The organism is Vitreoscilla sp. C1 (assembly GCF_002951955.2).
In the GTDB taxonomy this organism is placed as follows: Bacteria; Pseudomonadota; Gammaproteobacteria; order Burkholderiales; family Neisseriaceae; genus Vitreoscilla; species Vitreoscilla stercoraria.
Genome location: NZ_CP019644.2, coordinates 1202391 through 1216488, shown reverse-complemented (window position 1 = coordinate 1216488; position 14098 = coordinate 1202391). Strand labels below are relative to the sequence as shown.

15 protein-coding genes are annotated in these 14098 nt (G+C 44.8%); 6 read left to right on the top strand and 9 right to left on the bottom strand.

Annotated features, from left to right (window positions below; genetic code table 11):
- The first annotated feature begins 75 nt into the window (after nt 1–75).
- Entirely contained in the window at nt 76–1263 is a 1188-nt protein-coding gene (locus ADP71_RS05925) for a polyamine ABC transporter substrate-binding protein (RefSeq protein WP_026353449.1), read from the top strand.
- 69 nt (nt 1264–1332) lie between these two features.
- Here the strand turns inward: ADP71_RS05925 and ADP71_RS05920 are convergent, their stop codons facing one another.
- On the bottom strand, nt 1333–1866 hold the full coding sequence (locus tag ADP71_RS05920; protein ID WP_019957734.1) for a YaeQ family protein: 534 nt from the start codon (nt 1864–1866) through the stop codon (nt 1333–1335).
- Nucleotides 1867–2025: 159 nt separating this feature from the next.
- On the opposite strand from ADP71_RS05920, the gene ADP71_RS05915 reads away from it, so the two are divergent.
- Complete coding sequence (locus tag ADP71_RS05915; protein ID WP_104931723.1) at nt 2026–2310, top strand: hypothetical protein; 285 nt, start codon at nt 2026–2028, stop codon at nt 2308–2310.
- A 54-nt stretch (nt 2311–2364) separates the two neighbouring features.
- Here ADP71_RS05915 and ADP71_RS05910 read toward each other — a convergent pair whose 3' ends face one another.
- Nucleotides 2365–2550 carry a hypothetical protein gene (locus ADP71_RS05910; protein WP_104931722.1) on the bottom strand — a complete coding sequence of 62 codons (186 nt, stop codon included), beginning with the start codon at nt 2548–2550 and terminating at the stop codon, nt 2365–2367.
- Nucleotides 2551–2950: 400 nt separating this feature from the next.
- On the opposite strand from ADP71_RS05910, the gene ADP71_RS05905 reads away from it, so the two are divergent.
- Nucleotides 2951–3595: a helix-turn-helix domain-containing protein gene (locus ADP71_RS05905; protein ID WP_171460978.1), complete on the top strand. Its 645-nt coding sequence runs from the start codon at nt 2951–2953 to the stop codon at nt 3593–3595.
- Here the strand turns inward: ADP71_RS05905 and ADP71_RS05900 are convergent.
- The 6 genes from ADP71_RS05900 to ADP71_RS05875 all read right to left on the bottom strand — a co-directional run bounded on the left by ADP71_RS05900 (nt 3502) and on the right by ADP71_RS05875 (nt 10264).
- On the bottom strand, nt 3502–4755 hold the full coding sequence (locus tag ADP71_RS05900; RefSeq protein WP_104931213.1) for an IS256 family transposase: 1254 nt from the start codon (nt 4753–4755) through the stop codon (nt 3502–3504). The two genes, ADP71_RS05905 and ADP71_RS05900, sit on opposite strands and share 94 nt — an antisense overlap.
- Before the next feature lie 279 nt (nt 4756–5034).
- Nucleotides 5035–6396: an MFS transporter gene (locus ADP71_RS05895; RefSeq protein ID WP_171460977.1), complete on the bottom strand. Its 1362-nt coding sequence runs from the start codon at nt 6394–6396 to the stop codon at nt 5035–5037.
- A 136-nt stretch (nt 6397–6532) separates the two neighbouring features.
- Nucleotides 6533–7237, bottom strand: a complete 705-nt coding sequence (locus ADP71_RS05890) for a fumarylacetoacetate hydrolase family protein (protein WP_104931721.1) — start codon at nt 7235–7237, stop codon at nt 6533–6535.
- A gap of 35 nt (nt 7238–7272) precedes the next feature.
- Entirely contained in the window at nt 7273–7923 is a 651-nt protein-coding gene (gene maiA / locus ADP71_RS05885) for a maleylacetoacetate isomerase (protein ID WP_237343048.1), read from the bottom strand.
- Entirely contained in the window at nt 7904–9145 is a 1242-nt protein-coding gene (locus ADP71_RS05880; protein WP_104931720.1) for a 3-hydroxybenzoate 6-monooxygenase, read from the bottom strand. The genes maiA and ADP71_RS05880 overlap by 20 nt, the downstream gene beginning before the upstream one ends.
- A gap of 75 nt (nt 9146–9220) precedes the next feature.
- A complete protein-coding gene (locus ADP71_RS05875; protein ID WP_019957742.1) occupies nt 9221–10264 on the bottom strand; it encodes a cupin domain-containing protein in 1044 nt (347 codons plus the stop codon).
- Between the two features lie 175 nt (nt 10265–10439).
- Here ADP71_RS05875 and ADP71_RS05870 point away from each other — a divergent pair, with 175 nt between their 5' ends.
- From ADP71_RS05870 to hemG, 3 genes are all read left to right on the top strand, one after another.
- Complete coding sequence (locus tag ADP71_RS05870) at nt 10440–11357, top strand: LysR family transcriptional regulator (protein ID WP_019957743.1); 918 nt, start codon at nt 10440–10442, stop codon at nt 11355–11357.
- Nucleotides 11358–11478: 121 nt separating this feature from the next.
- Complete coding sequence (locus tag ADP71_RS05865; RefSeq protein WP_019957744.1) at nt 11479–11940, top strand: YaiI/YqxD family protein; 462 nt, start codon at nt 11479–11481, stop codon at nt 11938–11940.
- Nucleotides 11941–12015: 75 nt separating this feature from the next.
- Entirely contained in the window at nt 12016–12540 is a 525-nt protein-coding gene (gene hemG / locus ADP71_RS05860) for a menaquinone-dependent protoporphyrinogen IX dehydrogenase (RefSeq protein ID WP_019957745.1), read from the top strand.
- Between the two features lie 126 nt (nt 12541–12666).
- On the opposite strand, the gene ADP71_RS05855 is transcribed toward hemG, so the two are convergent.
- Nucleotides 12667–14076, bottom strand: coding sequence for an FAD-dependent oxidoreductase (locus ADP71_RS05855; RefSeq protein ID WP_019957746.1), 1410 nt, complete (start codon nt 14074–14076; stop codon nt 12667–12669).
- Nucleotides 14077–14098: the final 22 nt, after the last annotated feature.

Below are 14098 nucleotides of genomic sequence, written 5' to 3'. Positions count from 1 at the left end.
CAAATCAAATATATCAATGGCATTAAGCAGCATCACTGTGAATTCAAACTGTAGATGGGGGAGCGTGTTATGGGTATGACAAAAGCGTGGGCAATCTCGGCGATAACTTTGACGATTCTGGCTGCATGTGGCGGTGGTGGTTCGGCAGACGTCAATAAAACGGCACCAACGGCGGCATCTGTGGCAAGCAGCGACACGGCAGCATCCAGTGCTCCTGCATCCAATTTACCGACGACTGCGGAGCTGAAAATCTACAATTGGTCTGATTATGTCGACCCTGAGACGGTCAAAGACTTTGAAAAATCCCAAGGCATTAAAGTGGTTTACGATGTATATGACAGCAACGAAACCTTGGAAGCCAAAGTTTTGACAGGGCAATCGGGTTATGATGTGGTCACGCCAAGCAATACTTATATTGGGCGTCAAATCAAATCAGGCGCTTATCAAAAATTAGACAAAAGTTTATTGCCGAATTTATCTCAGATTGATCCGAAATTGATGGTGTTTTTAAAAGAGGTTGATCCCACAGGGGAATATAGTATTCCTTATTTTTGGGGCATGAATACCATGGGCATTAATGTGGATAAGGTCAATCAAGCTTTAGGTGGCACGCCTTTGCCAGAGAATCAATGGGATTTGCTTTTTAAGCCTGAATATACCAATAAATTAAAATCATGTGGTATCAGTATTTTAGACAGCGTTTCTGATGTGTTTCCATTGGCTTTGAATTATTTGGGCAAAGACCCTCACAGCCAAACCAAAGAAGATTTACAAGCTGCTGCGGATTTGATTAAAAAAGTGCGTCCGGACATTCGCCGTTTCAGTTCCTCAGGTTATATTGATGATTTGGCGCGTGGTGATTTGTGTTTGACTTTGGGTTATGGTGGCGATTTGAATATTGCGGCACGCCGAGCTGAAGAAGCCAAAAACAAGGTCAATATTGAAGTTTTGGTGCCGAAAACAGGTTTTGGGGTGTGGATGGATGCATTTTTGATTCCGCGAGACGCTAGCAATGTGTTGAATGCGCACAAATACATTAACGACACTTTGGCACCGCAAGTTGCCGCTAAAAATGGCAATTATGTGACGTATGCGCCTGCGAGCAAGGCTGCCAAAGAATTGATGGAAAAAGAATATACGGAAAACCGTTCGATTTTTCCAAACGATGAAGATTTGGAAAAAGGCTTTATGTATTTGCCAATGGAAGCGGATGCGTTGAAAACCGCTACCCGAATGTGGCAAGACATTAAAAAAGGCGTGTGATAGTCAAAGATGCAAATAACAAGCGTCCTGTAAGTTTACAGGACGCTTGTTTATATTGGATATGGCTGATTAAGCTTGTAATACTTGCCAATCAATGATGACACTGCCTTGATCGCTGATCAAAGTCCATTCACCATCCATCACATTCAATTGCAAATCCATCGTGCGTTCGCATAACGTTTCTAAAGCGGCGGTGGTTTCTGTTGGCAATGCCCATACTGCTACATTGCGCAAAGTTTTCAATTTGCTGGATTTTTGGTACCAATCGGTTGCCATGCTGCCATAAGCGATGACGGCCACTTTTTGGCAACGGGCGCTGGCTTTTTTGACTTTGTCTTCATCTGGTAAGCCGACTTCTAGCCACAACTCGGTTAAGCCAGTTAAATCTTGTTGCCACAAAGCAGGCATATTGGTTTCAAACAAATCTTTGGTGAATTCCAAACGCTCATGCGCAAAACGTGCAAAAGCCAATAAGCGTACCATCAAGCGTTCGATGGTTTCAGAAGGGTGCTGCGCCATCGTCAATTGATGGGTTTCGTAAAGATGTTCATCGACATTGGCGATGTTCAAGGTGGCTTTGTAAATGGTTGCTTTTAATGCCATGAGAATGTTTTATCACAAGATTTTTGGGGCTTAAGCATAGCCGATTTGCGCTGATTTGTCATGAATTTGATGGTTGTATCTGTCCAATCAATATGATGGGAAACTATTAATCTTGAATAAAGTCAGATGACAATTGATTTTTATTTTAAGGACGCATTTATGAAAACCATTTTACTGAGCGCTTTGGTGCTTGTTGTGAGCGTTTTGTCAGCGTGTGCATCGTCAGGTCAGCTAGCGCAATATTCTGCTTGTCGTTCTGATGGTGCGGCGGCTTTGGTCGGTAGAAGCAATCTGAATGATGCCCAAATCAAGGAAATCACAGGTGCCAATATGGTACGACGCATGTTACCCAATCAACCCGTTACCAAAGACCAACGCTTAGACCGTGTCAATGTCATCATTGATGTGCCAACCAAACAAATCATTCGCGCGTCTTGCGGTTAAACCATGGTGAAAACATAAAGCCACCGTCAACGGTGGCTTTTTTCATACATTCAATCAATCGCTAATGGTGTCCAAATAATGTTTGTCTACGCTTGCTTGAATGCGCCGAGTGGCCAACTGTTTTTGTTTGTCCGTGAGTTTAGGATGGGGGAGGTTGTGAAACAAAAAGCGAATGTGGGCTTCAGTAGAATCCTGAATTCTGATGCGCTCAGCTCGAGAGCTGTTCGGTCGATACATCATACTCACTCCTAACGTTCTTGTTGGTTGAATGTATCACTGACAAAAGTAATCCCATACAGCAAGCGTTTGGCACTGTCAAAAATCATCTTGGTGCCAGACTATAGGTGATGAGTCTTTGCAAGTAAGTTGGTTCTTGTTTATAGATAATATACGTGTCTTATGCACAATGCGAAAGGGTGCAGTGCAACATTTTTATGTCTAAGGTATCAATTTAGATGAATTGGTTAAAAAATAGAGTCTTATCAGAATATGTTGTTAATTTCACAGACATTTGGTATCAATTATGTGGTGAAATTGGTCGTTAATATGCTGTTTGTTAGAGTTGATTGCCATTGTGTTAGTATGTTAAAAATAAGTAGGCAACGGAAACCATGACACATGATGATATAAGGGGATATCGGTGAACAAAACGAATCAAACCTTGGATTTGGCGCAGCATTTGGGTAAAACCATTCGTGCCATTCGCCTAGAAAATAAGTTAACCATTGCCAATGTTTCTGATTTGGCAGGTATCAGTCGTGGCATGTTATCAAAAATTGAAAATGCACAAACCACCACAAGTTTAGACAGCTTGGTCAGTATTGCCAACGCTTTGGGTGTTTCTGTGTCGCATTTGTTTCGTGGTTATGACAATGTAGGCGACAGCGCTCAGTTTGTCAAAAAAGGGCAAGGCATGGAGGTGGTGCGTCGTGGTACTAGTTGCGGCCATTCTTATCATTTGCTCAATTATGATCATGGTCCGAAAAAATATTTTGAAGCGTTTTTTTTGCAAATTCACGATGATTCAGAAGAATTTCCTGATTTCGATCACCCAGGCACGGAGTTTATTTACATGCTCAGCGGTGAAATGGAATACCGCCATGGACAACATACCTATGTGTTACAGCCCGGAGATTCATTGACGTTTGATGGCAATACACCAGAGTTATTGTCAAATCTGGTGTATGGCATTCAGGCCGCTTTCTCTGTTGATTGCTCGTCTTCCTGCTTGCCATCTTTGAAGATGACGTTGTTGACCACCAAGGTCAATAAGTTGAATCCTTGAATCCGGCGCCAACGCTTTTGGGCCGTTTCCAATAATTTGTACACCATCGCCAAAGTGGTTTCTCTGGAACCGCAGTTTTTAGCCCGCTTACTACGCAATCGTACGGTAGCAAACGTGGATTCAATCGGGTTGGTGGTGCGGATGTGCGTCCAATGCACATTTGGAAAGTCATAGAATGCCAATAACTCTTCTTCATCCTTCACCAGTTTGTTAATGGCTTTGGGGTATTTGTCACCAAAGCGAGCCACTGTTTGTTTGAAGGCTTGTTCTGCACTTTCTTTGGTTTCGGCCATCCAAATTTCTTTCAAAGCCTCTCGCAATTTGCCTTGTACCGATTTGGGTACGGCTGCCAACACATTGGCCGTTTTGTGCACCCAACAGCGCTGATGTTTGGTGTCTGGATAAGACTTGGCCATGGCATTCCAAAAGCCCAACGCACCATCGCCGACCGCCAATTTTGGACTGGTTTCCAAACCCCTCAAACGCAAGCCTATCAACACTTCTGACCAACTGACTTCAGATTCCCGATAACCATCTTCAACCGCCACCAACTCTTTATGTCCTTGATCAGTCACACCAATGATGACCAGCAAACACAGTCTATCGTCCAATCGCACATTGCTGTAAATGCCATCGGCCCACCAATACACATAGCGTTTGCCCTTTAAATCCCGCTGGCTCCATTGCCGATGTTCGTCCGTCCAATGTTGCTTCAAACGACTGATGGTATTGGCTGACAAGCCTTTGGCCTGCTCTCCCAATACAGCCGCCAAAGCTTGTTGGTGGTCACCTGTGGAAATGCCTTTCAAATACAGCCATGGCAGCAATTCTTCGATGCTTTTGGTACGTTTCAAATAAGGCGGCAACAATTGACTGTTGAAACACACACCGTCACCACTGCGATCTCGTACCTTCGGCACTTTCACCTGTACATCACCAATGCCAGTCTGCACTGTTCGTTCCGGCAAATAACCATTTCTGACCAATGCTTGGCGACCATCGGGAAGTTTCTTGGGTGAGTGTTGCTCCAGCAAAATCTGCAATTCGGTTTCAACTGCTTTGGCAATCAACTCCCTGGCTCCCTGACGCAGCAAATCGGTCAATGGGTCATTGAATGTTTGCTGTGGTTGTACGAATGCATTTGGGTTAGAATCAGTCATGGCGTATTCCTTTTGTTGGTTGAAATCTTTGGTCGGAAATCAATCAACAGGATACGCCTTCTTCATTTGTTCGTCATACACCAGAAATGACTATAGCTCAATACACCACATGGACCGGGTGCGTTGTCCCATTTTCCGATTGTTTTTTTGTCCATTATTATCTATACCGACAGTTTTCATGAGCAATGAAGCGGTGATGAAATGATTGAAAAAAAGCGTCCTGTAAACAGTTACAGGACGCTTTTTAAATGAGACAAAGAGCATAACGCCAAAATAAAATTATTTGGCTGGTTTTAAAGTGGCATTGAGTGTTGGTTGTTTGTTCATGCGGCGGCTCAGTAAGAAGAATGCAAAAGCGGCGATGAACGCAGGAATGGCCAATAAACCCATGATTTGAGCTGCATTCATGTGCATTTGCATCAACCAGCCGCCTACCAAAGAACCTAAAACCGAACCTGAACGACCTGCGGCATTGGCCCAGCTGACGCCTGTGGCACGACAATGAGTCGGATAAAATGCCGAAGAAAATGCATTGGCACCCACTTGTGAGCCACTGATGCCAACGCCCACACCAAACATGCTGATTAACAACAATGTCATGTTCAAATTGTTGATACCTTGACCGACCAATACGACAAAGACTGCACCTAAAATGTACGCAGCGCACAAGGTTTTAGACGCGCCCAATTTGTCCATCATATAACCCAAAGCGATGGCACCAATCGTACCGCCAATTTGGAAGACAGAGGTAATCCATGATGCATTTTTCAAATCAAAACCAGCGCTGCGCAATAAGGTCGGCATCCAACTTGAAATCAAGTAAATGATTAACAAGCTCATGAAGAACGAAGTCCAAATCAGCATCGTACCGATGGCATAATCTTTGCTGAACAATTCTTTTACACTGACTTTGGCTTTTTCATTGATGGAAGCCACCAATTTAGGCAAAGCTTGGGTTTTGTCTGCCAACAAACGTTTGGCTGTGGCATCGATTTTGGCTTGAGGTTTTTTCTGCAATACCATAAAACGCAAAGATTCAGGCAGCAACCAAATTAACAATGGTAAAGTTGCCAATGGCAAAATACCACCAATGATCAAAATGCCTTCCCAGCCGACTACATCTAATAATTGTGCCGATACAATACCGCCGAAGGCAGAACCTACGGTAAAGCCACAGAACATTAAAGTCACCAAAGAAGAGCGGCGCAAAGTTGGGCAGTATTCAGAGGTCAAAGTGATGGCGTTCGGCATCGCACCACCTAACCCTAAGCCTGTGATAAAGCGCAAAATCACCAAAGTGGTCAAATCAGGCGAGTAAGCCGAAGCCCAGCTGGCAGCACCAAACACAAATACCGAACCGACCAAAATCGGTTTGCGGCCAATTTTGTCTGCTAATGGGCCAAAAATCACAGCGCCCAACATCAAACCAAACAAACCTGCACCCATTAAAGGTGCCAATTGAGATGATTCTAATTGCCATAAGTCTTTTAAAGCAGGAGCGATAAAACCGACAGCTGCGGTATCAAAACCATCAATAGCAACGACCCAAAAACACAAGGCAATGATCAGTTTTTGGGTGAGAGAAAGCGGTTGTGAATCTATGAACTGTTGTACGTCCATAGATTGTTCGTTAGTCTTCATGAGAATTTCCTTTGATCAGTTTATTTTTTAAATAATTGATTTTTAATGAATATTTTTATTATTTTAAAGCCTTAAGGCATAAAAAAGCCAACAGCCAGTTTGCTGTTGGCTTTTGAGGTCACGCAATCATGATTGATTAAATCATTTTGACGGTGATTGGGCTCAAACCTGCTACTTCAGCGTGCATGGTTTCGCCTTGTTTCACTGCACCCACGCCTTCTGGGGTGCCTGTCATGATCAAATCGCCCGCTTGCAATTCAAACAATTCAGACAATTTAGAAATGGTTTCAGCCACGTTCCAAATCAAATGGTTGATGTCGCTGCGTTGGCGGGTTTCACCATCTACTGTTAAATGAATGTCAGCCACATTCAATTCACCAGTAGCCGCGATAGGATGAATGGCACCAATGGGAGCTGAGTAATCAAACGCTTTGCCGATTTCCCATGGGCGACCCATTTCACGCATTTTCATTTGTAAGTCACGACGGGTCATATCCAAACCAACGGCATAGCCGAAGATGTGAGCAGCAGCTTCTTCCACGCTGATGTTTTTGCCGCCTTTGCCAATGGCGACTACCAATTCGATTTCGTAATGGTAGTTAGAAGTTTGGCTAGGGTAAGGCAAGTCGATGGTTTCGCCCGCTTTAACAGGAACAATCGATTGTGCATCATTAGGTTTACAGAAGAAAAATGGTGGTTCACGATCGGGATCGAAACCCATTTCACGAGCATGGGCAGCGTAGTTACGACCAACGCAGTAAATGCGGCGTACAGGGTACAAATCATCGCTGCCGTGAATCGGCAAACCTACGATAGACATCGGTTCAAATGCGTAAGACATTGAGACTTCCTTCATGGGTAAAACAACAGGGTTTATTATTTTGGTGCATCAGGTTGTGCAAACGGTGCAGCATCTGCAAAGGCTTTCAATTGCATGCAATGTTTGTCGATGGCAACAATATTAGGGTAAGGGCTTAAATCCACATTGAAGCGGCGAGCCGATTCCACTTGTGGAATCAAATACACATCTGCCAATGTCGGGCTGTTACCAAAGCAAAAGTCACCACGATTTTGGTCTTGTTCCAATAAAGCTTCCAAAGCTTCAAAGCCTGCGCTGATCCATTCACCACACCATTGCAACACGGCCTCTTCAGGCTGTTTTAATTCACCGCGTAAATATTCCAAAATACGGCGATTGTTAATAGGGTGAATGTCGCAACCGACCAAAGCCGCCATGGCGCGCACACGAGCACGGTCTATGGCAGTGTTTGGTAACAAAGGCGTGTCGGTAAAAGTTTCTTCCAACCATTCCAAAATCGCAGGGCTTTGCGTCAAAGTGCTGCCATCTTCCAAGACCAAAGCAGGCACCAAACCTTGAGGATTGATGGCTTTGAAAGCGTCCTGTAAATGTTCTTCTTTGCCCAAGCTCACCGCCACATACTCGTAATCCAAGCCTTTCAGATTCAGAGCAATGCGGGTGCGGTGAGAAGTGCCGCTTCTAAAAAAATTATACAGTTTCATGCTCATTGTTTTGTGCCTTACCAGTGTAATGTTGTGCTGCATCCAAACAGTTGTTCACGTTCCAGCCGTACAACCATTCCATTGCATCATAGAAACGCTCAGGTGAGCGACCACGCCATAAATCATTGCGTATCATGCGTTGTACGCCTTTGGCATGGTAAATTTTGCCCATTTCACGAGAAGACAAAACGATGCGAGCCGTACGAGCCACACGAGCGCGTTGATACATATTGAATGCTTTGTCGATGTCATTGTTATGAACACGCAAAGCCTCACCCAAGGTTACTGCGTCTTCCATCGCCATACAAGCACCTTGCGCCATGTATTGTGTGGTTGGATGTGCAGCATCGCCTAATAATGTGATGCGACCAAACGTCCAAGTGTCGATTGGTTCACGGTCAGCAGTGGCCCAACGTTTCCAAGTTTTTGGCAATTCAATCAATTTGTGCGCCAATGGGCAAACTTCTTTGAAATAGCTGAATACTTCTTCTTGACTGCCGTCTTTCACACCCCATTCTTCTTGCTCGCGGCTGTGGAAAGTCACGACCACATTGTATTCTTCGCCGCCACGCAATGGATAATGTACCAAATGGCAATTAGGACCGACCCAAATAGATGCCGCATTCCAACGCAATTCTTCAGGGAAATCTTCTTTTGGCACCACCGCACGGTAAACCACATGACCTGTGACCAAAGCGGGGTCACCGACGTATTTTTCACGCACAATTGATTTCACGCCATCTGCACCAATCAAAGCACGACCTGTATACACATTGCCGTTTTGGTCAACAATGCTCACGCCATTTTCGTCTTGATCGACGCTTTGAATGCGGCAATTGGTGATGATTTCGACATCGCCAGAATCTTTAGCACCATTGACCAAACAAGAATGCACATCTGCGCGGTGAATCACGGCATATGGATTGCCAAAACGCTTGATGAAATTTTCATCGGTTGGAATTTTACCCACTTGATATTCATTGATGGCATCGTGCATCACCATATAATCGGTATAAACGGCAACTTTACGCGCTGCATCGCCAATGCCTAAAGCATCAAAAGCATGAAACGCATTGGGGCCTAATTGGATGCCTGCACCGATTTCACCGATTTCAGGGGCTTGTTCAAATACTTTGACGTGAAAGCCTTGTTTGACCAAGGCCAACGCTGCTGCAAAACCACCAATGCCGCCACCTGCAATCAAAATCGGTTGTTGTTCCGTTGTCATGATTCGTTCCTTGTCTTCTATTGTGTGTCTTATTGTGTATGCAACACCCTGTTTTACAGGGCGCTTGGATAGAGATTATTGGTCGTTGCGTTCGCGTTCTGAATACAAGCCTAATTTTTTCTGGAATGGGGCTTCATCAGCCACAAACACAAAGCTTGCTTCATGGCGCAAGTTGGTCAAAGTCACATGACCAAAAGCAGGGGCAACACTGGTGTCAGCACGCGTCATTTGGAAAGCTTTGTCATCCACATCCACTTTGACATCACCGTCAATGATGTGGAAAACCATCGCGCAAGAGCGGCGTGGCAATTGTACGCTTTCGTTCGGGCGCAACATGATGGCGCTGTAACCGATGATTTTTTGGCAATCGTCACCTGTTTCAGGATTGACATAAGCGACCTGTAAAATATTGCTGTCAGGTTCCACTTGTGCCATGGTTTCCAAAGCTTTTTTGGCATCAGACCATTTGTAACGCATAATCGGTGTGGTGCTGCTTGCGCGTTGGAAATGTTTGCTCGGCACAATGCCGCCGCCGTAAATGGTGTCAGTGGCGGTTTTGTGGATACTTTGACCGTCGCTGCCTTGAACGTAAGTGGCTTCAGAGTAATATACCAATGGCAAATCCAACACATCCAACCAAATCACTTCTTTGTCGCCATCGTGACCGTGTTCGTGCCACATGCCAGATGGGGTCAAAATCAAGTCACCGTGTTCCATAGGGCATTTTTCGCCTTCAACTGTGGTGTAAGCGCCTTCGCCTTCCACAATCAAACGCACCGCGTTAGGCGTATGGCGGTGAGATGGAGCCCATTCGCCCGGCAACAACAATTGCATGCCCAAGTAAATAATCGAGCTGGCACGCATGTTTTCCAAGCCGTGACCTGGATTGGCCAACACCAACACACGGCGTTCGGCTTTTTCAATTGGGGTCAATTCACCCGCTTGTAACAGCAATGGACGAATGTCTTGAAAATTCCAGCAAGTGGCTAAAGTGCGTGGACGCGGTGTTTCAGGCGGCATCACATCGCGCAAACTTGGCCAAAGCGGTACCAAATTTTTTTGCTCTAAGTCAGTGACATATTCTTTTGGCAAATCTGCTAAAGTGGCCAAGTTTTCCATTTGCTTTCCTTATTGAAATTCACCAAATTGTTAAAAATCAAGGTGATGCATTAAATTTCGTGTGTGTTTGTGCTTGCAGGTTTGTAATGTAGCAATTCAAAACACTTGTTTCCATAGCCAAAAAGCAATAATCTGTATTAATATTTTTAATATCTTTGAAGCGAGACTGTTGGTCATGTTTGATGTAGATGTTCGGTTATTGCAACTTTTTCAAGCCATTTTTCGCAACGGCAGTGTTTCTAAAGCCGCGGTGAAGCTCAATATTGGGCAACCTGCTGCCAGCATTGGTCTGAATAAGTTGCGCAGTCATTTCTCAAATCAATTGTTTGTGCGTGTCGGCAATCGGATGGAGGCAACCGACATTGCCAAAGAATTGGCACCGATGGTGGATGAGGCATTGGAACAAATTCGGGCGGTGAACGAATATCGCAAAGCGTTTAATCCTGCGGTGTCTAGCCAAGAATTCTGTCTCAGCATGACCGATATTAGCCATTTGCAGATGATTCCAAAATTGGTAGAGTATTTGAAACATCATGCGCCACACATTCGCATCAATGTGGTGCCCATTAACAGCAATTTACCGGGCTTAATGAGTACGGGAGAAGTGGATTTGGCCATCGGGTTCATTCCACAATTGGAAGCGGGGTTTTATCAACAAACCTTATTTAAGCAACACTATGTCGCCTTGGTGAGCAAATATCATCCGCGCATACAAGGCAACGAATTGAGTGTGGAAGCTTATTTAAATGAAAACCATATTGAAATTGTGCCACATGGAACAGGGCATTATTTGGTGGAGAGCGAATTGCGGAAAATGGGTTTAAAGCGCAATGTTGTGGTGAAGCTGCCCAGTTATTTGGGTGTTGGCTTGGTGATTCAAGAAACCGAATTGATTGCCACCATTCCAGAGCGTTTGAGCCATTTGTTGTTGTCTCGTGGTCACATCAAAGCATTGCCACTGCCTTATGCTTTGCCTACGTATAGCGTCAAACAACACTGGCATGAGCGCATGCACAACAGCCCTGAAAACCAATGGTTGCGCCAAGTTTGTTTTCAATTATTTCATCATGGTCATCATAACAGCGTCCTGTAAAAAACAGCAATTTTGCAGCGGTATTCATTAAAGCTATTAGAATGTTGCCGCATGATTTATTCATTGAAAGATTGGGCTGCCCTACTTATGATGGCTGCTGTAAATGATTTTTGGAAAACAGATGTTAACAATTTACATTGATGCCGATGGTTGTCCTGTCAAAGACGAAGTGTATAAAGTGGCCAATCGTTATCAATTACCTGTCAAAGTGGTGGCCAATAAAGGCTTCAATATTCCCATGCACGCACTGATACAAATGGTGGTCGTGCCATCGGGATTGGATGTGGCGGATGATTGGATTGTCGAACATATTGAAGCACACGATATTTGTATTACCGCCGATATTCCTTTGGCTGATCGCTGCTTAAAAAAGCAAGCCCGTGTTTTGGATGTGCGTGGTGATGAGTTTACTGACAATATGATAGGCAATGCTTTGGCAACCCGAGAATTGATGAAAGAATTGCGTGAAGCAGGGCAAGTCAGCGGCGGTCCTGCCCCATTTTCACCGCGCGACCGTTCTAAATTTTTGTCTGGTTTAGACCGCGTGATACAGGCGATTAAGCGAGAGCAGCGTGCGCATTAAGCAGAATATGGCTGTTTGTTTGGCACATGCCGAGATTGAAGTTAAGCCCATTTATTGTATTGTTAGAGCTGAAAAATGAACATTGTTGTCTTGTATTCTAGCCGTTTCGGTCAAACTTTAAAAATCGCCCACGCTTTGCAAAGCCAATGGCAACAAGCGTCCTGTAAGGTAGATTTGTTCAATATTGAACAAACGCCCACGCTTGATTGGGATGCTTATGATGTGATTGTCATCGGTGCGTCTATTCGTTACGGGCATTATGCCAAAGCCGTACACCGCTTTATCGACACCCATACCGAAATATTAAACCAAAAACCCTCGTATTTTTACAGTGTCAGCATTCTCGCAGCCAAAGCTGAAAAATCCACGTTTGCAACCCATCCTTATACTCAAAAATTATTCGCAAACTGTTCATGGCAACCCCAACACATTGCCATTTTTGCAGGCGAATTGGCTTATCGAAAATACCATATTGTGGACAAATATTTGATGAAATTGGTGATGAGTTTCAATAAAAATGTCAGCTCAGATGTGCAAGAAATGGAGTTTACGGATTGGGAGAAAGTCAAACAATTGGGTGAACTTGTGGTTCAGCCATGATGACATTGATATTAAAAACTCATTGAACATCAAGATGAGATGATCAAATCAAATGGCTAAAAAGCGTCCTGTAAACTTTCTTACAGGACGCTTTTACTTGCATTGACTGGTTTTAATATTCAGAAATCAAATATCCAAATATTCCAAAATGCTGTGTGCGGCATCGCGACCTTCGGCAACCGCAGTCACGACCAAATCCGAGCCGCGTGTGACATCGCCGCCTGCGAAGATTTTGGCATTGGCGGTTTGTTGTTTCAGGCCGCCTTCGGATTGAATGCGACCTTTGGCGTCGATATTCACGCCCAAATTCGTGAGCCAAGGCATGGAATGTGGGGCAAAGCCAAATGCCACAATCACTGCATCACACGCAATCACGGTTTCGGAGCCTGCTACTGTTTCAGCACGACGGCGGCCTTGTGCGTCAGGCGCACCCATTTGGGTTTTGACCACACGCAAGCCGTTGACTTGACCGTCTTCATTGACTTCGATGGCGACAGGTTGCACATTGAACTGGAATTGTACGCCTTCTTCTTTGGCGTTTTGAAATTCTTTTTTCGAGCCTGGCATGTTTTCGGCATCGCGGCGATAGGCGCAAATCACTTCAGCAGCTTCTTGACGAATAGATGTGCGTACGCAGTCCATCGCCGTGTCGCCACCGCCCAAAACCACCACGCGTTTGCCTTGCATCGACACAAAATTGGCATCAGTCAAACCCATTTGGTGTTCGGTATTGCCAATTAAAAATGGCAAGGCTGAATACACGCCTTGCGCGTCTTCATTAGGCAAATTAGCTTGCATGCTTTGGTAAGTACCAACGCCCAAAAACACCGCATCGTAATCGGCTACCAATTGGTCTAATGTGACATCTACGCCAACATTGACACCCAATTTGAATTCGATGCCCATATCGGTGAAAATTTCACGACGGCGTATCAAGACTTCTTTTTCCAATTTGAATGATGGGATGCCAAAAGTGAGCAAGCCGCCAATTTCTTGAGCGCGTTCATACACCGTTACAGCCACACCATTACGGCGCAACACATCCGCGCAACCCAAGCCCGCAGGACCTGAACCGACAATCGCTACCCGTTTTGCATCGGCTTGTAATGGTGCCACACTTGGCCGCCAACCTTGTGCAAAAGCCGTTTCGGTGATGTATTTTTCCACGCTGCCGATGGTTACGGCGCCAAACTCTTCGTTCAAAGTACATGCGCCTTCGCACAAACGGTCTTGTGGACACACGCGACCACATACTTCTGGCAAACTGTTGGTTTGGTGTGCCAATTCTGCTGCTTCAATGATGCGACCTTCATATGCCAAACGCAGCCAATTGGGAATGTTGTTGTGCAATGGGCATTTGTGTTGGCAATATGGGTTGCCGCAGCCCAAACAACGGTCAGACTGTGCTGCCGCTTGCGTGGCGGTGAAGCTTTGGTAAATTTCTACGAAAGTGGATGTGCGTGCGCCCAAAGGTTTTTTAGGTGGATCTACACGGGGTAAGTCAATAAATTGATAGACATTTTCTTGTTGTGACATAAGGTGTTCCTAATGTTTTTAT